The organism is Dietzia cinnamea NBRC 102147 (genome assembly GCF_001571065.1).
In the GTDB taxonomy this organism is placed as follows: domain Bacteria; phylum Actinomycetota; class Actinomycetes; order Mycobacteriales; family Mycobacteriaceae; genus Dietzia; species Dietzia cinnamea.
The window spans coordinates 178,449-198,041 of record NZ_BCSW01000001.1 but is presented as its reverse complement, the minus strand read 5'-3'; the positions used below and the strand labels follow the sequence as shown (position 1 = coordinate 198,041).

19 protein-coding genes are annotated in these 19,593 nt (G+C 73.2%); 11 read left to right on the top strand and 8 right to left on the bottom strand.

All coding sequences use genetic code 11. The features are described from left to right. Positions 1-15 precede the first annotated feature (15 nt). The 4 genes from DCI01S_RS00920 to DCI01S_RS00905 all read right to left on the bottom strand — a co-directional run bounded on the left by DCI01S_RS00920 (position 16) and on the right by DCI01S_RS00905 (position 4,371). The gene (locus DCI01S_RS00920; RefSeq protein ID WP_174521495.1) at positions 16-885 is read right to left on the bottom strand and encodes an alpha/beta fold hydrolase; all 870 of its coding nucleotides are present in this window, start codon (positions 883-885) and stop codon (positions 16-18) included. A gap of 95 nt (positions 886-980) precedes the next feature. Then, positions 981-1,499, bottom strand: coding sequence for a phage holin family protein (locus DCI01S_RS00915; RefSeq protein ID WP_061227529.1), 519 nt, complete (start codon positions 1,497-1,499; stop codon positions 981-983). 81 nt (positions 1,500-1,580) lie between these two features. Beyond that, complete coding sequence (acs, locus tag DCI01S_RS00910; protein WP_061227528.1) at positions 1,581-3,548, bottom strand: acetate--CoA ligase; 1,968 nt, start codon at positions 3,546-3,548, stop codon at positions 1,581-1,583. Positions 3,549-3,702: 154 nt separating this feature from the next. After that, entirely contained in the window at positions 3,703-4,371 is a 669-nt protein-coding gene (locus DCI01S_RS00905; RefSeq protein ID WP_061227527.1) for a PRC-barrel domain-containing protein, read from the bottom strand. A gap of 146 nt (positions 4,372-4,517) precedes the next feature. Here DCI01S_RS00905 and DCI01S_RS00900 point away from each other — a divergent pair, with 146 nt between their 5' ends. Beyond that, the gene (locus tag DCI01S_RS00900) at positions 4,518-5,276 is read left to right on the top strand and encodes a Fic family protein (protein WP_061227526.1); all 759 of its coding nucleotides are present in this window, start codon (positions 4,518-4,520) and stop codon (positions 5,274-5,276) included. Positions 5,277-5,737: 461 nt separating this feature from the next. Here the strand turns inward: DCI01S_RS00900 and DCI01S_RS00895 are convergent, their stop codons facing one another. Next, entirely contained in the window at positions 5,738-6,571 is an 834-nt protein-coding gene (locus DCI01S_RS00895) for an HAD family hydrolase (protein ID WP_082767578.1), read from the bottom strand. A 435-nt stretch (positions 6,572-7,006) separates the two neighbouring features. On the opposite strand from DCI01S_RS00895, the gene DCI01S_RS00890 reads away from it, so the two are divergent. From DCI01S_RS00890 to DCI01S_RS00860, 7 genes are all read left to right on the top strand, one after another. Further along, on the top strand, positions 7,007-8,077 hold the full coding sequence (locus tag DCI01S_RS00890; RefSeq protein WP_156482522.1) for a CpaE-like family protein: 1,071 nt from the start codon (positions 7,007-7,009) through the stop codon (positions 8,075-8,077). Next, complete coding sequence (locus tag DCI01S_RS00885; protein ID WP_043567754.1) at positions 8,067-9,245, top strand: TadA family conjugal transfer-associated ATPase; 1,179 nt, start codon at positions 8,067-8,069, stop codon at positions 9,243-9,245. Before DCI01S_RS00890 ends, DCI01S_RS00885 begins: the two co-directional genes overlap by 11 nt. Next, complete coding sequence (locus DCI01S_RS00880) at positions 9,242-10,135, top strand: type II secretion system F family protein (RefSeq protein ID WP_061227524.1); 894 nt, start codon at positions 9,242-9,244, stop codon at positions 10,133-10,135. The genes DCI01S_RS00885 and DCI01S_RS00880 overlap by 4 nt, the downstream gene beginning before the upstream one ends. Further along, a complete protein-coding gene (locus tag DCI01S_RS00875) occupies positions 10,132-10,824 on the top strand; it encodes a type II secretion system F family protein (RefSeq protein ID WP_165001089.1) in 693 nt (230 codons plus the stop codon). Before DCI01S_RS00880 ends, DCI01S_RS00875 begins: the two co-directional genes overlap by 4 nt. A gap of 138 nt (positions 10,825-10,962) precedes the next feature. Then, the gene (locus DCI01S_RS00870; protein WP_082767577.1) at positions 10,963-11,163 is read left to right on the top strand and encodes a DUF4244 domain-containing protein; all 201 of its coding nucleotides are present in this window, start codon (positions 10,963-10,965) and stop codon (positions 11,161-11,163) included. Next, positions 11,160-11,522 (top strand): TadE family type IV pilus minor pilin, encoded by a 363-nt coding sequence (locus DCI01S_RS00865; RefSeq protein ID WP_061227521.1) that lies wholly within the window; start codon positions 11,160-11,162, stop codon positions 11,520-11,522. Before DCI01S_RS00870 ends, DCI01S_RS00865 begins: the two co-directional genes overlap by 4 nt. A gap of 98 nt (positions 11,523-11,620) precedes the next feature. Then, the gene (locus DCI01S_RS00860) at positions 11,621-11,962 is read left to right on the top strand and encodes an Rv3654c family TadE-like protein (RefSeq protein ID WP_368664630.1); all 342 of its coding nucleotides are present in this window, start codon (positions 11,621-11,623) and stop codon (positions 11,960-11,962) included. A gap of 90 nt (positions 11,963-12,052) precedes the next feature. Here the strand turns inward: DCI01S_RS00860 and DCI01S_RS00855 are convergent, their stop codons facing one another. After that, complete coding sequence (locus DCI01S_RS00855) at positions 12,053-14,386, bottom strand: DNA 3'-5' helicase SftH (protein WP_061227520.1); 2,334 nt, start codon at positions 14,384-14,386, stop codon at positions 12,053-12,055. Positions 14,387-14,600: 214 nt separating this feature from the next. On the opposite strand from DCI01S_RS00855, the gene DCI01S_RS00850 reads away from it, so the two are divergent. The 3 genes from DCI01S_RS00850 to DCI01S_RS00840 all read left to right on the top strand — a co-directional run bounded on the left by DCI01S_RS00850 (position 14,601) and on the right by DCI01S_RS00840 (position 16,338). After that, complete coding sequence (locus DCI01S_RS00850; protein WP_007628711.1) at positions 14,601-14,804, top strand: cold-shock protein; 204 nt, start codon at positions 14,601-14,603, stop codon at positions 14,802-14,804. Positions 14,805-14,907: 103 nt separating this feature from the next. Continuing rightward, entirely contained in the window at positions 14,908-15,495 is a 588-nt protein-coding gene (locus DCI01S_RS00845; RefSeq protein WP_063935388.1) for a hypothetical protein, read from the top strand. Positions 15,496-15,552: 57 nt separating this feature from the next. Further along, on the top strand, positions 15,553-16,338 hold the full coding sequence (locus DCI01S_RS00840; protein ID WP_061227518.1) for an NRDE family protein: 786 nt from the start codon (positions 15,553-15,555) through the stop codon (positions 16,336-16,338). Positions 16,339-16,414: 76 nt separating this feature from the next. Here the strand turns inward: DCI01S_RS00840 and DCI01S_RS00835 are convergent, their stop codons facing one another. Further along, positions 16,415-17,485 carry a 2-oxoacid:ferredoxin oxidoreductase subunit beta gene (locus DCI01S_RS00835; RefSeq protein WP_061227517.1) on the bottom strand — a complete coding sequence of 357 codons (1,071 nt, stop codon included), beginning with the start codon at positions 17,483-17,485 and terminating at the stop codon, positions 16,415-16,417. 26 nt (positions 17,486-17,511) lie between these two features. Next, entirely contained in the window at positions 17,512-19,506 is a 1,995-nt protein-coding gene (locus DCI01S_RS00830) for a 2-oxoacid:acceptor oxidoreductase subunit alpha (RefSeq protein ID WP_061227516.1), read from the bottom strand. Positions 19,507-19,593: the final 87 nt, after the last annotated feature.

Genomic DNA, 19,593 nt, shown 5'->3' with positions numbered 1-19,593 from the left:
GCGGGGCGGCCCCGGTCAGGCCGGGGTGACGCGGCGCGCGAAGTCGACGATGAGGCGGGACGTCTCCGCCGGGGCCTCCATGGCCGGGAACTGACCAGCGCCAGGGACGAGCGCGGTGGTGAAGTCGCCGGCCCAGGCCGAGGACGCGCGGACGGTCGCCGGCAGGATGAAGCGGTCCTCGGCACCGCTGATGCCGAGCACGGGCTGCGGCAGAACGCCGGAGACCGCGCGGCGGAAATCGCGCCCGTCCGGCCGGAGCTGGCTGCGCACCATCCAGCGGCGGCTCTCCAGCGACAGGTGGGCCACCTTGGGGATGAGCATCGCCCGCCGGAGCAGGTCGACGGTCTCGCGGAAGTCGTCGGTGCCCGGCCACGCGGGGCCCGAGCGGCTGCGCAGCATCTCCTCGACGTCCGCGGCCCCGTCGCGGGTGAGGCGCCTCTCGGGCAGGCGCGGAAACTGGTCCGCGAGTAGGCGGGGCACGAGCGCCCGCCGTTGGTGTCGGTCGAACAGTGCGGCGCGACGCGTGGCGAGCGGGTGGGGGGACCCGACGACGACTAGGCCCCGCACCGCGCGGGGCCGGCGGTACGCGGCGGTCCACGCGTAGAAGCCGCCCTCGCCCTGTCCGACGATCACGGCCGAGGAATGGCCGAGCGCCCGCACGAGATTCGTGATGTCGGACGCGAGGGTCCAGGCGTCGTATCCGCGCGGCGGTTTGTCGGAGTCGCCGTGGCCGCGCAGGTCGACGGCGACGGCGTGGAAGCCCGCCTCCGCCAGCGCGAGCATGGGCGTGCGCATCGTCCACCAGATTCCGCCGAGGCCGTGGACGAGCAGGACCAGCGGCGGAAACTCCCCGGCGACGGCGTCTGCGGGGAGCGCCTCGGCCACGTGCAGGCGGATGCCGTTGGCCGAGACGTCACGATGCCGCCACGACCCGTCGATCCTGACGATCGACGGGTCGGGCGGCCTGTGAGCGGGCGTTTTCAGTTGCGCACGGGGGGTTCGGGCGTGCTGGTGACCCGCACCGTGTGGGGCCGCTGCGGCTCGGACCCCTTGGGCATGGCCAGCTTGAGGTCCGACACCGAGTCGATGGTGCGCTGCGGCTTACGGATCTTCTTGACCTTGCGGTACCCGAGCAGTCCGCACACCGCGGCCAGAAGGACCAGCACCACGAACACGATGAGGAAACCCATCCAGTCCCAGCTCTTGGTTCCGAACCACAGCGAGATGAGCTTCGCCCACATGAACACGAACGGGAAGAAGGACATCAGGAGGAATACGAGAGCGGCCACGAAGAACCCGGACCCGGTCGCGGCCTTCTTCACCTGCTCGGTGATCTCGGTCTTGGCCAACTCGATCTCGGCCCGCATGAGAGTGGACACGTGGGTCGACGCGTTCTTGACCAGGGTGCCGATGCTGGCGTCGCCCCGGCCGATCGAGTCCGCGTCATGCAGGGGGATCGAGGCCTCGGTCGGCTTGTGCGTTCCCTGGGCGTGGCTCACGGTTGCTCCTCCATTGTCCGGCGACGGCTGCACCGTCATCCATCGTGCCACGTCACGTGGCGACCTTCACCCGCTACCCGGTCATCCGCGCGTGCCCTTCTCGCGGATCTGGTCCATGATCGTCGGATCCGCCAGGGTCGAGGTGTCGCCGCCCTCGCGGCCCTCGGCCATGTCCTTGAGCAGTCGACGCATGATCTTGCCGGAACGGGTCTTGGGCAGTTCCGGCACGATCGTGATGTCGCGGGGCTTGGCGATCGGTGAGATCTCCCGCGACACCTCGGCGCGCAGTTCGTCGATGAGCTTCTGCCGGTCCTCCTCGGCGTCCACGTTCCCGCGCAGGATCACGTAGGCGACGATCGCCTGGCCGGTGGTCTCGTCGTTCGCGCCGACCACGGCCGCCTCCGCGACCGCTCGGTGACCGACGAGCGCCGACTCGACCTCGGAGGTCGAGATGCGGTGGCCCGAGATGTTCATGACGTCGTCGACACGGCCGAGCACCCACAGGGCGCCGTCCGAGTCCAACTTGGCGCCGTCACCGGCGAAGTAGTACCCCTCCTCGGCGAAGCGAGACCAGTAGGTGTCGCGGTAGCGCTCCATGTCGCCCCAGATGCCGCGGAGCATCGCGGGCCACGGCTCGGTGAGGACCAGGAAGCCCTGCTCGTCCGCGGGGACCTCTTTGGCGTCCCCGTCGACGATCGCCGCCGAGATCCCGGGCAGCGGCCGCATGGCCGAACCCGGCTTGGTCTCGGTGATGCCCGGCAGCGGCGAGATCATGATCGCACCGGTCTCGGTCTGCCACCACGTGTCGACGATGGGGGCCTTACCGCCGCCGATGTTCTCGCGGTACCAGCGCCACGCCTCCGGGTTGATCGGCTCGCCGACCGAGCCGAGGAGGCGGATCGAGGACAGGTCGTGGGCTGCCGGGATCTCCTTGCCCCACTTCATGAACGTGCGGATCAGGGTCGGAGCCGCATAGTAGATGGTGACGCCGTACTTCTCGATGATCTGGAAGTGCCGGTGCTCGTCGGGGGAGTTGGGCGTGCCCTCGTAGACGATGCACTCGGCGCCGTTGGCCAGGGGGGCGTACACGCCGTAGGTGTGGCCGGTGACCCATCCGACGTCCGCCGTGCACCAGTAGACGTCCTCGCCGGGCTTGTGGTCGAAGACGTTGTGGTGCGTGTAGGCGGCCTGCGTGAGGTAGCCGCCGGAGGTATGGACGATGCCCTTGGGCTTGCCGGTCGTGCCGGAGGTGTAGAGCAGGAACAGGGGGTGCTCGGAGTCGAAGGCCTCCGGGGTGTGCTCGGTGGACTGCTCGGGGATCACCTCGTCCCACCAGACGTCGCGGCCCTCGGTCCACTCGACGTCGAGGCCGGTGCGGCGCACGACGAGAACGTTCTCCACGGACCGGGCGGGGCCGTCCACGCCCTCGAGATTCCCGGCAAGGGCGTCGTCGACGCCGGCCTTGAGCGGGGCGGGCCTGCCGCGGCGGAACTGGCCGTCGGCGGTGATGACGAGCTTGGCCTCGGCGTCGTCGACGCGCGAGCGCAGGGCCGCGGGCGAGAAGCCGGCGAAGACGACGGAGTGGGTCAGGCCCAGGCGCGCGCACGCGAGCATCGCGATGTAGACCTCGGGCAGCAGCGGCATGTAGATGGCCACCCGGTCGCCGGCCACCAGGCCGAGCGAGCTGAGGTAGTTGGCGGTCCGGCTGACCTCGTCCTTGAGCTCGGCGTACGTGATGTCGCGGGCGTCATCCGTGGGCTCGCCGATCCAGTGGATGGCGACGCGGTCACCATTGCCGGCCTCGACGTGCCGGTCGACGCAGTTGTAGGCGACGTTGAGCTTGCCGCCGACGAACCATTTGGCGACGGGGGCGTCGGACCAGTCCAGCACCTCGGACCATTCGGTGTCCCAGTCGAGACGACGGGCCTGCTCCTCCCAGAACGCCAGACGGTCGTCCGCGGCACTGTCGTACAGATCTGCCTGCGCGTTGGCCTGCGCGGCGAAGTCGGGATCGGGCGCGAAGGACGGGGTGTGTTCGGGAGCGGTCATCAGCGGCTCTCTCTCGGGGATGAGGTTTCACGGACGGCCGGGGTCGCCGCGGCGGACGTGACCAGACCGATGTCTGTGAGCGTAGTCACATGCGACCGGTCGTGTCGGGCAACCCACCCGAGGGGGTATGACGGGGGAGTCCTGCCCGCCACCATCAGTCGCGACGCGGTTCCGGGCCCTTCGGGCCGGCGTCCTCGGACCGGCCCGTGCCCGTGCCCGGGGTCGCGGGGCCCGGGCCGGTGGCCTTCGCGGGCGCGGGGGAGTCGGTGGTCTCCTCGCTGTCCGACGTTCTCGTCGTCGTCGCCCCCTTGCCGTTCCGGCCCGCCGACGCCGGGTCCGCCGCGGCGTCCTCGCCCGCGCCGACGGTCTTGGTGGGGTTTCCCGCTCCGGCCCCCGCGGTCTCCTTCGCGGCGCCCCTCGACGTGGTCTTCCCGTCGTCCTCCGCCGGCTTTCCGGCCGCGCCCGCCGACGGGCCGGACGACTGCGCGGCCGTGCCGCGGAGGCGCGTGGGCGTCTCGATGCCGTAGTACTCGAGCAGCTTGGCCTCCTGCTCGGGGGTGAGGGCGTCCTCGGTGTTGTCGGGGCGCGGGGAGTCGCGGATGACGGCGCGGGTGTGGTCGACGTGGAGTTCGTCGTCGAGGAGCCGCGCCCCGTGGAGGGGGACGATCGCGTCGGCGGAGAAGATGCCGGTCGAGACGGCCGCGAATGTGATCTTGCCGCTGGCGTCGTCCACGTAGACCTGGCGCACCGCGCCGATCTTGGCCCCCGTCGAGTCGAAGGCGGTCGCGTCGAGCAGTGCGTCGAGCTGGTCCTTGAGGTTCACGCGGATCTCCGGGGTGTCGAGGGTGGGCGGGCGGTGCCGGCGCGGGCCCCGACCGGGTGGAGGTGATTACACCAGCTCCACACCGGTTGAGGCAGCTGAAAATTGCCTGTGTCGGCCGATTGTGACCCGATGGGTAACCTCGACCCGTGACCTCCGCAGCTCCCGACCCGCTCGCCCCGCTGACCGCCCTGCCGGGCGTGGCCGAGGCCGCGGACACCGCCCGCGACGCCCTCGCCGCGGTGCACCGGCACCCCGCCAACCGCCGCGGATGGCCCACCACCGCCGCCGAATCGGTCCTGCGCGGGGCCCGCGCCTCCGCCGGAGTCGAGGGCGCGTCCGTCCGTCTGGACAGCGACGGCGAGCCCGACGAGATCCTGTCCGGCGCCCTGCGGGTCGCCGGTGAACTCACCGGCGAGTCCCTGGATCGTGCCGTCGCCGTGTGGACCCGCTCGCCGCTGCAGGAGCTCGCCCACCTGCATCTCCTCGCCGCGGCCCGGCCCGACGTCGACCCGCAGACGCTGGGCCGCCCCCGCGCCGGAGATGGCGTGGCCGAGCGACTCCAGGGCCTGGCCGGGCTCGTCACCGGCGGCACGCGCGTGCCGGCACCGGTGCTCGCCGCGGTCGTGCTGGGGGAACTCTCCGGGCTCGCGCCGTTCGGTTCGGCCGACGGGATCGTCGCCCGCGCCGCGTTCCGGCTGGTCGCGGTGTCCACCGGCCTCGACCCGCACTGCCTGGGCGTGCCCGAGGTGACCTTCTACCGCGACCCGGAGGCCTACCGCGCCGCCGTCGCCGGCTTCATGGCGGGGACCGAGGAAGGCGTCGCCGCCTGGATCCTCTACTGCTGTAAGGCGCTGGAGGCGGGGGCTCGTGAGGCCACCTCGATCGCCGATGCCGCCGGGGCCTGACACGCGAACGGCGGGTCGGGTCTGGCGCGCGCACGGCGCACTGGCTTGACACGCGAACGGCGGGTCGGCCGAAGCCGACCCGCCAACTCACTGCGGTTCATCGAGAGATCCGGGTACCAAGCGTCCTGTGGTCCGCCGTGTCGCCGGCCCGGGACAACCGTCGGTGACGGCTGGCGCGGACCCACGGCTGGTGTTGCCTCTCGGGCGTTATCCGTCGCGTGGGTTTCCGAACGTCGATGACGGTAGATCAGGCGGGGGGCCGTGACTTCTCTTCCGTCGCGGTCCTGGCGTCCTCACCACCGTGCCTTGAGCATGCCGTCGAGCACCCTGCCGGGGCGATGGTGGGAACCCCCAAAGAACCCGCCGACTCCTCGGTCGATCCGGCTATCGCTTCTGACTCCGTCCGCGGCCCACGATGAGTGATTGGGGCGTCGGCGGATCTACCGCACCGGGCCGTGCAGCTACGGCGCCGCCCGCCTCGCACCACGCGCGAACGCGGCGGCCGCCGCGCTCATCGCCACGACGATGGCTCCGACACCCACGATCGGCCCCGTCGCCCTCTCGAGCGTCGGCAGCAGCGGGGTGGGGTTGGAGAACGTCAGGATCGGCCAACCCCGCTCGAGCGCTTCGCGGCGCAGCGCGCGGTCGGGATTGATCACCGTCGGATGGCCCACCAGCTCGAGCATCGGCAGGTCGGTCGAGGAGTCGGAGTAGGCGTAGCTCGCGTCGAGGTCGTAACCGTACCGGTCGGCGAACCCGCGGATGGCCTCCGCCTTGCCGGGGCCCTGGCAGTAGAACTCGATCTCCCCGCCGTACCGGCCGTTCTCGTCGCGGTTCATGCGGGTGCCGGCGTAGTGGTCCACCCCGAGCATGCGGGCGATCGGCGCGACCAGTTCCTCGCCCGACGCGGACACGATCACCAGGTCGTGGCCCAGCGCGCGGTGTTCGGCGAGCAGTTCCTGCGCCTCGGCGTACACGGTGGGCGAGACTTTCTCGGTGAGCGCCTCGGTGACGATCCGCTCGACCTGCTCGGGCGCCCAGCCCCTGGTGGCGGTCGCCATGGCCTGGCGTACCTTCTGCATCTGCTCGTCGTCGGCGTCGGAGAGGCTGAACGCCAGCTGCGTGTAGGCCAGGTCGATGACCGACCGGCGGGAGAGCAGGCCCTCGTCGAGAAACGACTTGTTGAACGCGAACACCGACGAGGTCGCGATGATCGTCTTGTCGAGGTCGAAGAACGCGGCCACGCGGCGCGGCCAGTGCGAGATCCTGGGGCCCGGTGGGCGGGGGGCGGACACGACACCCACGATACGGTCCTTGTGTTGCCCACGCAGATGGGTGATACTGGATGTGCCCTTAACGGGGCATCCCCCTACAGGTGCTCAGTTCATCCCCCCGAGAACTGAGGCTTTGAGAAACCGCGGCACCCCCTGCCGCGGTTTCTCGCATTTGTGGGTATCCGAAGGCGCCACGGGCATTCGCAGCCGCTCCCCGGGATGGCGTCTCGCACCCGCCGCGGGCTGCGCGAGACGCCATGTTCGCGTGCGGCTGCGATTGGGAAGGCCGGGCGGCTGCGGCTGAGCGGGCCGAAGACCGCGTCGACACCACGGGTGAGTGCGCCACGAGCGCCACGCCCCGCGCGTTCTCCACAGCCCCGTCCCCCTCCACAGGCCGACCGCCGTCCCGCGTCGCCGCGGGGTCGACGGTCGCCGGCATGGGCGAGGGTGGGCGCCGTGGACACGACTACGAGAGCGCTGACCGTCGCGGTGGAGATCACCGATCCCGACCTGGACGCCGACGTGCGCGCGGTGCTGGCCGCCCTGGCGATGGAACCGGGGACGGGGCCCGCCGACGTCCTGGTGACCGACCGCGCCGCCGAGCGCGTGGACCGCGACGGCGACCGTGCCAGCGGTGCCGGCGGTGCCGTGTCGGACGCCGCCGCGGGGAGGGTGGGAACCGGCGGGTCACGGGTCGTGCGGGTCGGCTCGGACCGCGATCCGGGTGACGACGACGAGGTGATCCGCCTGCCGTCCGGGACCGGCGATCTCGTGGGGGTGCTGCTCGCGCCGGTGCCGACCCGGGCGGGAGCGGTGGTGGTGGTCGTCGGCGCGGTGGGCGGTTGCGGGGCCAGCACGCTCGCGGCAGCGATGGCGGTCCGTGCCGCGCCGTCTCACCGGACCCTTCTGGTGGAGACGGACCCGCACGGCACCGGCGTCGACCTGCTGCTGGGGACGGAGGACCACTCCGGCCTGCGCGTTGAGGATGTCCGGGCCGACCTGGGCGGGCCCGACCCCGACGCCCTGTGGGGCGCGGCACCCGAGGTGCTGCCGGGACTGCGGGTACTGGCCAGGTCCAGAAGCCGTCCGGCGGACGCCGACCCCGCCCCCGCCCCCGATGGCGGACCGGGTGCCGTGCGGGCCCACCGGGCGGGCAGCGGACTCGCGGTGAGCGATTCCGGCGGCGCCGAGGACTGCGGGCCGGTGCGCGACGAGGCTGACCTCGTCGTCGTCGTCACCAGGGCCGACCTCCAGGGCGCGGTCGCGGCCCGACGGGCGGTTCGGCGGTCACCCGGCGCGGCGTTGGTGATCCGGACCGGGCGCGGTGACCCCCTGCATGCGGCCGACGTCGCCGGATCGGTGGGGGCTCAGCGGTGGCACGTGCTGCCCGAGATCGGCTCCATGCGGCGCGCGGCCGGCGCCGGCGAGCTGGCCGATGCGCTGCGTCGCGGTCGCGCGGGCGGGATGCGGCGGCTGTGCGCACTCGCCGACACCCTGCTCGGGGAGGTGGGCGCCGGTGAGCGCTGAGGACCCCGGCGCCCCGCCCGCCGACCTGGTCGACCGCGTCCGCGCGCGCCTCGCCGGCCTGGGCGTGGATCCCGAGCCCGACGAGGTGGTCCGCGCGGTGCGGGCCGAATCCGGGGTCCTGCACGGGCACCTCGACCTGCTGCGCACCGCCCGGCTCGTCCGCGAGCACCTCGCCGGCGCCGGGCCGCTCGAGGCGCTGCTCGCCAGTCCCGGGGTGACCGACGTGGTGGTCGACGGACCGGGCCCCGCGCTGGTCGATCGCGGTCGGGGGCTCGAGGAGACCGACGTCGTGGTGCCGACCGAGGCCGAGCTGCGCGCGCTCGCGGTGCGACTGGCCGGGCGGGCGGGCCAGCGGCTCGACGACGCTCGCCCCTGGGCCGACGGCGTGGTGCGGTCGCGCGACGGTATGGCGTGGCGGCTGCACGCGGTCCTTCCTCCGGTCGCCGTCGACGGGACGTGCCTGTCGCTACGGGTGTCGAGGCCGGCGCAGTCGACGTTCGACCGGCTCGTGGCCGCGGGCACCGTCCCCGACGACGCCGAGCCGCTGCTCCGCGCGCTCGTCGCGGCCCGGGTCGGCTACCTCGTCGTGGGCGGCACCGGTTCCGGCAAGACCACACTGCTCGCCGCGCTGCTGGGGCTGGTCCCGGACTCGGAGCGGCTGCTGTGTGTCGAGGACTCGCCCGAGCTGCGACCCGCGCACCCGCACGTCGTCAGGCTCGTGGTGCGGCACGGCAACGTCGAGGGCGCCGGCGAGGTGACGATGGCCGACCTCGTCCGGCAGGCGCTGCGCATGCGGCCCGACCGCATCGCCGTGGGCGAGGTCCGCGGCGGCGAGGTCGCCGACCTGCTCGCCGCCCTCAACACCGGCCACGACGGGAGCGCGGGCACGGTCCACGCCAACTCGCCGACCGAGCTGCCCGCGCGACTGGAGGCGCTCGGTGCCCTCGGCGGTCTGGATCGCGCCGCGCTGTCCGCCCAGGTTGCCGCGTCGCTGCGGGTCGTGGTGGGCATGCGCCGCCTGCCCGACGGGATGCGCGGCGTCGACTCGATCGGGGTGGTGCGCCGCGAGGCACAGGGGATCGTGGTGGACCCGGCCTGGCGTGCCGACGGGGGAGACGTGCCCGGTCGTGCGGCCCTCGACGCGATGCTCGCGGAGCGCGTCCGATGACGGCCGCGCTGGTGCTGGTGGCCGTCGCGCTGCTGGTGTGGCCGGGCGGGCGCGCGGCTGACCGTCTGGTGGCGCTCGATGCCGGCGCGATCGGCGCGCGCGGTGAGCCCAGCGGGCCCGTCCGGGCCGCGGGCGGCCTTCTCATGCAGGTTCCGGCGAGCCTCTCGTGGCCGGTCGCGGCGGGGCTGGTCGGCCTGGTCGGCGCCGGACCACTGCACGCCTGCGCGGCCGCGGTGCTCGGCGGTGTCGCCGCCGACCTGCACGGCCGCGCCACCGAACGCCGCGGCCGCCTCACGCGGTTGGGCGCGTGGGAGCGCGCGCTGGACGACGCCGCCTCCGCCCTCCGGGCGGGCGCCGGGCCGGGGGCCGCCCTCGGCCGGGCCGCTGACGCGGCCGCTGCCCACGACCCGCAGGTCGGGAACATCCTCGCCGCCGCCGGATCGCACGCCCGCCTGGGCGGCGACGTCACCGCGGCGCTGCGACCCGCCGCGACCACCACGACCGGTCCGGCCGCCGCGGCCACCGCCGATGGTTCGAAGCGTGACCTCGGGGGCGACCGTGTCCCCGGCGAGCTCGCCGGGGCCTGGCTGCTCGCGACCCGGCACGGGGTCGAGCTCGCCGACGTCGTGGACGGTCTCCGCGCCGACGTGGCCTCCCGCCGCGAGCGCGCCGTCCGGACGCACGCCACCCTCGCCGGACCCCGAGCCACCGCCGTCATCCTCACCGCCCTGCCCGGCCTGGGCGTGCTGCTCGGCGCGGGTTTCGGAGCCGACCCCCTGGGCGTCCTGCTGGGCGGGACACTCGGCGGCGCCCTGTGCCTGGCAGGGGCGGTTCTCCTCGCGGCCGGTCTGGTGTGGACCGACCGGATCGCGGGCGGGGCGGGCAGGTGAGCCCGGCAGTTCTCCTACTCGCCGCCGCGGTGTGCATCGCGCCGTGGCGCCCGCGGGCCGCCGAGAGACTCGACGCGGTCCTCCCCGATCCCGCGGGGCCTGCTCGGCAGCACGCGGCGCCGGGGCGCCCGCACGGCGTGGCGACGTCCGCGGCCGCGGCGTTGACGGGCCGCATCGCCGGTCCAGTGGTGCGCCTGGTGGCCCCGCTCACCCGGCGCCGCCACGCCCCAGCCGACACCGAGGTGCTCGCCCACCTGCTGGACTTGCTCGCGGTCGCCCTGCTCGCGGGCCTGCCCACGCCGGACGCACTGTCCGCGGTCGCCGACGCCGTCGAGCACTCCGACCCCGACGCCGCGGAACCCCTGCGCGCGGCGGCCGCCCGCATGCGGCTAGGCGCGACGTCGGCCGAGGCCTGGCGGGACGTCCCGGGCGCCGCCCGGCTGGCCCCCGTCGCTCCTGTGCTGATCCGCGCGGGCGACGGCGGCGGGTCGGTCCGCTCCGCGCTGGAGCACGCCGCCGCACGGATGCGCTCCGAGGCCGACGCCGCCGCGACCGCCCGCGCCGAGCGCGCCTCCGTCCTCGTGGCCGGGCCCCTCGGCCTGTGCTTCCTGCCCGCGTTCGTCTGCCTTGGCGTGCTCCCCGTCGTGGTGGGTCTGGCCGACGGGATGCTGCCGGGGGTCATGCCGTGAGCAGCGCCGCCGGCCACTCGGATTCCGGGGCGGAGACGCCGCCCCGGTCAGTGAAGAAGGAGAAACCGCATGTCCACTCACCACACCCATCAGACCGCCACCCTCGCCACCCGGACTCTCGCCACCCCGACGGCGGCGGTGGCGCGCGCCCGTTCCGCCCTGCATCGCCGATTCCACGCGACGACCAGCGCGGACGCGGGGATGTCCACCGTCGAATATGCCGTCGGGACCATCGCCGCGGCGGCGTTCGGGGCCGTGCTGTACACGGTCGTCAGCGGCGACTCGATCCCGGACGCGCTCGGCGGCATCATCGAGCAGGCTCTCAACACCTCGGTGTGACGGTGCCGCGACGGCTCCGCGCGGCGGCGGCCCGCGACGACGGGTCGGTGACCGTCGAGGCCGCCCTCGGGATCGCCTCCCTCGTGGTGGTGGTCGCGCTCGCCGCCGCCGGTGCCGGCGCCGCGTTGACGCAGATCAGGATGGTCGACGCCGCCCGCGAGGCGGCGCGGGTGGCCGCGATGTCCGGGGTGGAGGAGGGCACGGCGGCCGGCCGGGTTGCCGCGCCCGGTGCCGACGTCTCGGTCGTCGGCGGCGGGGGAGCCGTCACGGCCGAGGTCGTGGCGCCGGCGCGGGGCCTGCCCGGCGTGGAGTTACGCGGTCGGGCCGTGGCGCGCGCCGAGCCGGGCGCTGCGCCATGACCGGGCGTGGCGCCGTGGCCGGGCGTCGTGCTGTGACGGGGCGTAGTGCGGCAGCCTGCCGACGCGCCGTCGTAGCCGTGCGCACGGGGTGGCGCCGGGTGGGTGACGACGACGAGGGGGCCATGACCGTGGCGACCGCCTTCGCGGTGGCGGCCGTCCTGGCGCTGGCCGTGGCCGTTCTGTTGGTGGGACGGGCGGCAGTGGCCACGCATGCCGCCCGATCCGCCGCGGACCTGGCCGCACTGGCCGGCGCGCACGCGCTCCGCGAGGGCCTCGACCCGTGCACGGCGGCGTCCGGGATCGCTGCCGCGAACGGCGCGGACTTGCCGGTGTGCACGGTCGACGGCCACGACCTGGTGGCCCGGGCCGAGGTGCACGTGGATCTCGGGGTGTTCGGCTCGCGAGCGGCGTCGGCGATCGCGCGGGCCGGGCCGGTGTGAGACCCGGCCCGAAATGAGACCCGGGGCCGCCGTGGGGCCGGGCCGGTGCGAGTTCCGGGCCGGGGGGCGGACAGGTCTGGCGGTGGTCCTCTACCCGGCGACCACGGCGAGCTGTCCCACCACCTCCGTGAGCAGCGCGATCGCACCCGGCTTGGAGAGCGGGTCGTTACCGTTTCCGCACTTGGGGGACTGGATGCAGGAAGGGCAGCCGGACTCGCACTCGCAGGCGCGGATCGCGTCCAGGGTCGCCCGCAGCCACGGGGTCGCGCGCCGGAAGCCCCGCTCGGCGAAGCCCGCCCCGCCGGCGTAGCCGTCGTAGACAAAGACCGTGGGCAGGCCGGTGTCGGGGTGCAGGGCGGTGGACACCCCGCCGATGTCCCAGCGGTCGCATGTGGCGACCAGGGGCAGCAGCCCGATCGCGGCGTGTTCGGCCGCGTGCAGCGCCCCCGGCCAGTCCGCCTCCTCGAGCCCGGCCACGCGCAGGAGCTGCGGGGTGAGCGTGTAGACCACCGCACGCGTGGCCAGGGTCGTCTCCGGCAGGTCCAGTGGGGGCACGTCGAGGATCTCCCCGCCGCGCAACCGCCGCTGATAGCCGGTGACCCGAGTGGTCACCTCCACGTCCGCCAGCGACAGGGTCACGGGCCCGGCCGGCACCGTCTCCAGCGTCTCCATGAGGTCGATCGACACCTGCTCTCGCGCGGAGGTCGTCCACTCCGGCACCTCGGGGTGACACAACGCCAGTCCCTCGTCGAGGTCGAGTTCGTCGACGATGAACGACTCGCCCTGGTGCAGGTACAGCGCGCCGGGGTGGACCTGCGAGCGGGCGCGGACGGAGTCGATAGTGCCGAGCATCCGGCCGTCCACCGCGTCCACGATCACCACCTCCGCGCCGCCCGTGCCGCGGATGTCGACCTCGGCGTGCGGGGTGTGGTCGTCGGCGGCCGGGTACCAGCCGGCGGGCCGGCGGCGCACGAGGAGGCGCGCGGCGAGGTCCTCGAGCACCTCGGTCGCGCCCCAGGCCCGCGCCTCGTCGTGCGACATCGGCCGCTCGCTCACGGCGCACCGCAGCTGCCCGGCCAGCAGGACGGGGTTGCGGGGGTCGGTGACGGTGGCCTCGACGGGCCTGCCCAGCAGGGCCTCGGGGTGATGGACGAGGTAAGTGTCCAGCGGGTCGTCGCGCGCGACCAGCATGACCAACGCGCCCTGGCCGCGGCGCCCGGCGCGCCCGGCCTGCTGCCAGAACGAGGCGATGGTGCCGGGGAACCCCGCGCTCACCACGGCGTCGAGGCCGGAGATGTCCACTCCCAGCTCGAGCGCGGACGTCGAGGCCACGCCCACCAGCTCGCCCTCGGCGAGGCCGCGTTCGAGTTCGCGGCGGTCGTCGGCGAGGTAGCCCGCGCGGTAGGCGGCGATGCGGCCGGCGAGCTCGAGTCCGCGCGCCCCGTGTTCGGAGGCGAGGCGCTCGCGGGCGCGCAGCGCGGTGGATTCGGCGCCGGCGCGGGACCGGACGAACGTCAGGGTGCGCGCGCCCTCGGCGACGAGGGAGGCCATGATCGCCGACGCCTCGACGGGCGCGGGTCGGCGGACGGGCGCGCCGTGCTCGCCGGCCAACCCCTCCATCAGCGGCGGTTCCCACAGGGCGACGGTGCGGCCGCCCTGGGGCGAGGCGTCGTCGGTCACCTCCACGCACTCGCGGCCGACCAGCGTGGTGGCGGCGGCCCCGGCGTCGGAGGTGGTGGCGGAGGCCAGGATGAAGGTCGGCGCCGCGCCCATGGCGCGGGCGAGCCTGTCGAGCCGTCGTAGGACCAGGGCGACGTTGGAGCCGAATACACCACGGTAGGAGTGGCATTCGTCGACGACGACAAAGCGGAGTCCCCGCAGGATCCGTGTCCATTGACGGGCCCTGCCGAGCATCGACAGGTGGAGCATGTCCGGATTGGTGACGATCCACCGGGAGTTCTCCCGGATGAACGGTCGGGCGTCGGACGGGGTGTCTCCGTCGTAGGAGGCCGGTGCGATGTGGGAGAGCCCGGGCACCGAGTCCACCAGCGAGATCACAGACGACAGCTGGTCCTGCCCGAGAGCCTTGGTCGGGGCCAGGTAGAGCACGCAGGCGTTGCGGTCCTCGGCGAGGGCGCTCAGCGCGGGCAGTTGGTAGCCGAGGGACTTCCCGGACGCGGTCCCCGTCGCCACCACGACGTGTCGACCGGCGTGCGCGTGTTCGGCGGTGGCGACCTGGTGCGCCCAGGGCCGGTCCACGCCCCGGGCGCGCAGTTCGTCGACCAGGCCCGGGTGGGCCCAGGTGGGCCAGTCGGTGTACCGCGCCTCGCGGGCGGGCAGGTCGGCAGCGTGGGTCAGTGGCGACGGACCGGCCGGGAGCTGTTCCAGCAGGTGGCCCAGGAGTTCGCGTCCGAAAGTCGTCACCCTTCGACCGTAGAGGCATCCGCTCCGCCGGTCGATTCGCCGCCGGCCGAGGACCGACGTGCCAGGATCTGTTCTCCTCCCGCTGTTGTCGTGGTCTACTGGAGCCGGTCGTCACAACCGCCCACCGGGCAGCCGGTGAACGGGGGCGTCGGCCCGACACGCGCGGCCATCCCGCGAGTCGCACCTGGCAGTACGGAAAAGGAACGCAGTAAACATGGCACAGGGCACCGTCAAGTGGTTCAACGCGGAGAAGGGTTACGGGTTCATCGCTCCCGAGGACGGTTCCGCCGACCTCTTCGTCCACTACTCCTCCATCGAGGGCACCGGCTTCAAGTCGCTCGAGGAGAACCAGCGCGTCGAGTTCGAGGTGGGCGAGGGTCAGAAGGGGCCGCAGGCGCAGGAGGTCCGCGCCCTCTGACCGATCAGGTCCGACACGACGAGGCCCCCACCGCGCTCGCGGCGGGGGCCTCGCGCCCGTGTCGGGGTCGGCGGTGTCGGGGGCCGACCGTAGGCTCGGAGCCGTGACGCAGCTGTCGTTCTTCGCCGCGGACGACCATGTCCCCGACCCCTCGGACCTCGAGGGCGTCCTGGCCGCCCGCGGCCAGTCCACTCTGGCCGGTGAAGTGGCTCAGGTGTCGGTGGCGCTCGACGCCGCGTGGCGGGCGGACGCGTTCGAGACGATCCTGACGCAGGCGGGGCTGGATCCCGTGCGCTCCGAACCGGATCCCGACGGCCGGTGCACGGTTTCCACGGCTCGGACGTCGGTGCTGACGCCGGTGGTCCGCCGCTGGCGGCGGGGTGCCGTCACCGCGGTCCCGGAGGGGTGGACCCCCTCGGCCGGGGCGCTGCGCATCTGGGTCCTCACCGCCGGACACGTCGCCGATACCGGTGTGGTCGAGCTGGGCATCGACGCCGGACTGGAGCACCACGCCCCCCGCCGGGACGCGCTGCGTGCGGCGCTGGAGCGGGTCGGCATCCGGACGACGTACGTCGGGTCGAAGGGCGGCGGCCCGCTGCTGCGACTGGGCACGGCCAGGGCGCGGGCGCGGCTGGCGCAGAACATCGGCGCGCCACCCGCCGGGGTGCCCGCGGAGCACTGGCCCGGCTGACGCAGGGCGCGTCCCCGCCGCGCGCTGCCTCGTCGCAGGTCGACGTACCGTGGGGGTATGTGCATGCTCGTGGTCGCGCGACGGGTCCACCCCCGTTATCCGCTCATCGTGGTGGCCAACCGGGACGAGGACCTCGCCCGGCCCACCGAGCCGCTACACGAGTGGACGGTGGAGCACGACGGTGTCGCGGACGTCGTCGCCGGCCGGGACGCCACCGCCGGTGGAACCTGGATGGCACTGGCGACGGGCGGGCGGTTCGCCGCGGTCACCAATGTCCGCGAGCCCGGGCCGGCGATCCCCGCGCCGGCGTCGCGTGGCGAGCTGCCGGTCGGTGCGCTCACCGGGCCGGTGCCGGTCACGGAGTTCGCCCACCACGTCGTCGCCGATCTCGATCGCTACGGAGGCGTCAACCTCCTCGCCGGGGACCTCGACCGGATGTGGTGGGCGTCCAACCGGTCGACCCGCGGCCCGGTTGCCCTCGGCACCGGTGTCCACGGGTTGTCGAACGCCTCGCTGGACACTCCCTGGCCCAAGGTGGTGGGTGCGGTCCGCGACGTGAGGACGCTCGTGGGCACCGACGTCATGGAGGACCCGGACTGGTCCGGGGCACTGATGGACGTGCTGGCCGACCGCCGCCCCGCGGCACCGTGGAAGATGCCGCGCACGGGCGTACCGCTGGCGCACGAATGGCGCCTGTCGGCGCGGTTCGTCCGCATCGGCGGGATCTACGGCACCCGGTCGACGACCGCGGTCCGCGTGGACCAGCACGGAGTCGCCGACGTCGTCGAACGGACGTGGGACACCCGCGGACGCGTCACGGGGACGGTCACGCGGCGCGTGTGAGCCGGTGACCGCCCCCGTGAGCGGTGGTGCGTGCGCTGTCGACGTCCCCGGGACGCGGCGCGGGTAGTGCTCGGTCCTACTCGACGGTCCAGGTGCTGGAGCCGTCGAGGAGGGCCTGCAGGTCGCTGGTGGCGGTCTCCTTGGCGGTGGCGACCTGGCCGCGGGCGAGGTCGTCGTAGGTGTCGCGGGCGACCTGGCGGATGATGCCGGTGACCGTGTATTCCAGGTCCTGGCTGGACAGGTTGGCCAGGGCGTGGGCGTAGGTCGGGTCGTCGGTGTGGGCGTCGTGGACGACGATGTCGGCCTCGTCGACGTCCGCGGTGGCGGCCACGGCCAGGGAGAAGCCGCGGCGGACCACGCAGTGCTGGCCCTCGTCGCCGAAGATGATCTTCTCGCCGTGACGCACCGGGATGAGGTGGTCGGCGGCGTCTTCCTTGCGGAGCAGGTCGAAGGAGCCGTCGTTGAAGATCGGGCAGTCCTGCATGATCTCCACGAAGCTGGTGCCGCGGTGGCGGGCGGCGGCCTCGAGGACCTCGGTCAGGCCCTTGCGGTCCGAGTCCAGGGCGCGGGCGACGAAGGTGCCCTGGGCGCCCAGTGCCAGGGACAGGGTGTTGAACGGGTGGTCCAACGAGCCCATGGGGCTGGACTTGGTGACCTTGCCGGTCTCGGAGGTGGGGGAGTACTGGCCCTTGGTCAGGCCGTAGATCCGGTTGTTGAACATGAGGATGTTCATGTTCACGTTGCGGCGCAGGGTGTGGATGAGGTGGTTGCCGCCGATGGACATGGCGTCGCCGTCGCCGGTGACGACCCACACCGACTGGTCGGGGCGGGTGGTGGCCAGGCCGGTGGCGATGGCCGGGGCGCGGCCGTGGATCGAGTGCATGCCGTACGTCTCGAGGTAGTACGGGAAGCGGCTCGAGCAGCCGATGCCGGAGATGAAGGTGATGTTCTCGCGCTTGAGGCCGAGCTTGGGCAGCAGTGCGCGGATGGTGGCCAGGATGACGTAGTCGCCACAGCCCGGGCACCAGCGCACCTCCTGGTCGGAGGTGTAGTCCTTGGGCTTCTGGGGGGCGTCGGTCTTGGGTACCGAGGACAGGGCGTCGAGTGGCAGCTTGGTGCCGACGAGTCCGGGTTCGGTTGTTGTCATGGGGGTCTTCTCCTCGCTCGTCTGTGTCAGCGGGTTCGGTTGGCGGTGGTGGTGCCGGTGGCGGTGTGGCCGATCTGCCGGGCGCGGGCCGCGGGTTTACCGGTCGTGGTGACGACCCCGTCGAGCGCGACACGGTACTTGTCGTGCTCGGCGTGGGTGAGGCGGCCGGCGAACTCGGCTTCGATGGCGTTCTGCAGCTCCTCGGCGGAGAACGCCATGCCGTGCACCTTGGTGATGGGCTGGATGTTGGCGGGGAAGCGGGCCTTGAGCAGCATCGACAGCTGGCCGAGGTTCATCTCCGGCACCAGCACGCGGCGGTAGCGCCCGAGCACCTCGCCGATGTTGTGGGGCAGCGGGTTGAGGTGGCGCACGTGCGCGCGGGCCACGCGGTGGCCGTTGGCGCGGGCGCGGCGCACGGCCTCGCCGATGGGGCCGTAGGACGAGCCCCAGCCCACCACGAGGACATCGGCCTCGCCCGACGGGTCGTCGACCTCCAGATCCGGCACGTCGATGCGCGCGATGCGCAGGGCGCGCGTGCGGGTCATGAGGTCGTGGTTGTCCGGCGTGTAGGAGATGTTGCCGGTGCCGTTGGCCTTCTCGAGGCCACCGATGCGGTGTTCCAGGCCCGCGGTGCCGGGCACGGCCCAGTCGCGGGCGAGGGTCTCCGGGTCGCGCGCGTAGGGCAGGTAGTCGGGGACCGTGTCGCCCTCCTCGCCCGCCTCGGGCGCGGTGGCCAGGTTCTTCTCGATCTTCGGCAGCGCGTCGACCTCGGGCAGCAGCCACGGCTCGGACCCGTTGGCGATCGCGCCGTCCGAGAGCAGGATGACCGGCGTGCGATAGGTGACCGCGATGCGGGCGGCGTCGCGGGCGGCGTCGAAGCAGTCCGCGGGGGACTGGGGCGCCACCACGGCCACGGGCGACTCACCGTTGCGGCCGAACAGCGCCTGCAGCAGGTCGGACTGCTCGGTCTTGGTGGGCAGGCCGGTCGAGGGGCCGCCGCGCTGGACGTCGATGATGACCAGCGGCAGCTCGGTCATGACGGCCAGGCCGATCGCCTCGGACTTCAGGGCCAGGCCCGGCCCGGAGGTCGAGGTCACGCCCAGCGCGCCACCGTAGGAGGCGCCGAGCGCGGAGGCGATACCGGCGATCTCGTCCTCGGCCTGGAACGTGGTCACGTCGAACTGCTTGAGCTTGCTGAGCTCGTGCAGGATGTCCGAGGCGGGGGTGATGGGGTAGGTGCCCAGGAAGACCGGCATGTCGGCCGAGGTGCCGGCGGTGACCAGGCCGTAGGCCAGGGCGGTGTTGCCGGTGACCTGGCGGTAGCGGCCCGCGGGCAGCTTGGCGGGGGCGATCTCGTACTCCGACGCGAACGCCTCGGTGGTCTCGCCGTAGTTCCAGCCCGCCCGCAGCGCGAGGGTGTTGGCCTCGAGGATGGTCGGCTTCTTGCCGAACTTGTCGGCCAGGAACTTCTCGATCGAGTCGACCGTGCGCCCGTACATCCACATCAGCAGACCCAGCGCGAACATGTTCTTGCAGCGCTCGGCGTCCTTCTTGCCGATGTCGACCGACTCCACGGCACCAATGGTCAGCGTGCTCATCGCGACCTCGTGCACCTGGAACGCCTCGAACGCCGGCGAGCCCAGCGGGTTGGACTCGTAGCCCACCTTCGTCAGGTTCCGCTTGGTGAACTCGTCGGAGTTGACGATGAGGATCCCGCCCGAGGGCAGGTCGCCGATGTTGGCTTTCAGTGCGGCCGGGTTCATCGCCACCAGGACGTCGGGACGGTCACCGGCGGTGAGGATGTCGTAGTCCGCGATCTGGATCTGGAAGCTCGAGACGCCGTGGATGGTGCCCTGGGGAGCCCGGATCTCGGCCGGGTAGTTGGGCTGGGTCGCGAGGTCGTTGCCGAAGGCGGCCGCCTCGGACGTGAACTGGTCACCGGCGAGCTGCATGCCGTCACCCGAGTCACCCGCGATGCGGATGACCACCTTGTCCAGCTTGGTCTTGGACGCATTGCCCACCGCTGCTGACCTCCAGAAAGTCGTGATGATCGGGACTCGTCGTGGCTCCCGTACGGCCATCGACGGTACGCCTTTTACGGCGCAGCC